The organism is Ideonella sp. P3_A4 (assembly GCF_056403075.1).
Genome location: NZ_JBFUGE010001052.1, coordinates 1 through 1,367 on the forward strand (window position 1 = coordinate 1; position 1,367 = coordinate 1,367).

The 1,367-nt window shown below is 68.8% G+C and carries 2 protein-coding genes; both read left to right on the forward strand.

Annotated features, from left to right (window positions below; translation table 11 throughout):
- Positions 1-268: 268 nt before the first annotated feature.
- Positions 269-1,003, forward strand: a complete 735-nt coding sequence (gene rsxB, locus AC1DYI_RS35765; RefSeq protein ID WP_477208836.1) for an electron transport complex subunit RsxB — start codon at positions 269-271, stop codon at positions 1,001-1,003.
- The coding region (locus AC1DYI_RS35770) for an endonuclease III domain-containing protein (protein ID WP_477208837.1) at positions 1,000-1,367 on the forward strand (368 nt) is incomplete at its 3' end. The genes rsxB and AC1DYI_RS35770, both read left to right, overlap by 4 nt.

Genomic DNA, 1,367 nt, shown 5'->3' on the forward strand with positions numbered 1-1,367 from the left:
TGCAAGCACCGTCCGTAGCGCGCCACGCGCAAGCAAGGCACCACGGTTCCATGGTGGGTGGCTTGGGGATGCGGGCGCAGGCCCCATTCGCGGTCGCCCCGACATCGGCAAGCGCAATACGGCGCTGACCGAGAGACCGCCGCACGCCGAGCACGTCGCCCCGCGAGCGTGGGCCGGAGAACGCAGCCCCGGGCCACCCACCACGCTCAACCCTTCGCAGGCGGAATGAGYAAAAGGCGCCGACCCCATCGCTGGGGATAATCCACCAGTGATCCACCCCGCGCCGACCTCTTTGACCCCCGCGCAGGCCGCCTTGGCCGAGCGCATCAACGACGCGCTGCCGCAGACGCAGTGCACCCGCTGCAGCTACCCCGACTGCCATGGTTATGCGGCCGCCATCGCTGTCGGCGAAGCGGCGATCAACCAATGCCCGCCCGGCGGCGCCGAGGGCATCGCCCGACTGGCCACATTGACCGGCCAGCCCGTCATCGCACTGAACCCCGACAACGGCCACGAGGGGCCGCGCGGCGTGGCGGTGATCGACGAGAACTGGTGCATCGGCTGCACGCTGTGCATCAAGGCCTGCCCGGTCGACTGCATCGTCGGTGYGCCGAAGAAGATGCACACCATCGTCGAGGAAGACTGCACTGGCTGCGAGCTGTGCGTGCCCGCCTGCCCGGTCGATTGCATYGCCATGGAGCCTGTCACCGCTACGCTCACAGGCTGGGCCGCCTGGAGCGGCGAGCAGGCGACGCGAGCACGCGAGCAATACGCCTTCCGCCAGATGCGCGTGGCGCGCGACAAGCGCGAGAACGACGAACGCCTGGCCGCCAAGGCCGCGCACAAGCTGGCCGACCTGCCGAACCAGACCCTGCACACCGAGCCCGAGGTGATCGACCGCAAGCGCGCGGTCATCGAAGCCGCACTCGCTCGTGCCCGCGCTCAGCGCGCCCCGGCGCCGGCCGCTACGCCCACCCCAAGCGACGACGACACGAACACATGACCCCGGCCACGATCGAACGATTCTTCGCCACGCTGAAAGCTGCCAACCCGCAGCCCGAAACCGAGCTGGAGTTCACCAACGTGTTCGAGCTGCTGGCCGCCGTGCTGCTGTCGGCGCAGGCCACCGACGTCAGCGTCAACAAGGCCAGCCGCACACTGTTTGCCACCGCGCCGACACCGGCCAAGATGCTGGCGCTCGGCGTCGAAGGTGTGGAGCGTCACATCAAGACCATCGGCCTGTACCGCACCAAGGCCCGCCACCTGATCGAGACCTGCCGCATCCTGGTCGAACAGCATGGTGGCAAGGTACCGCCGAATCGCGAGGCGCTGGAAGCCCTGCCCGGTGTCGGCCGCAAGACTGCGAA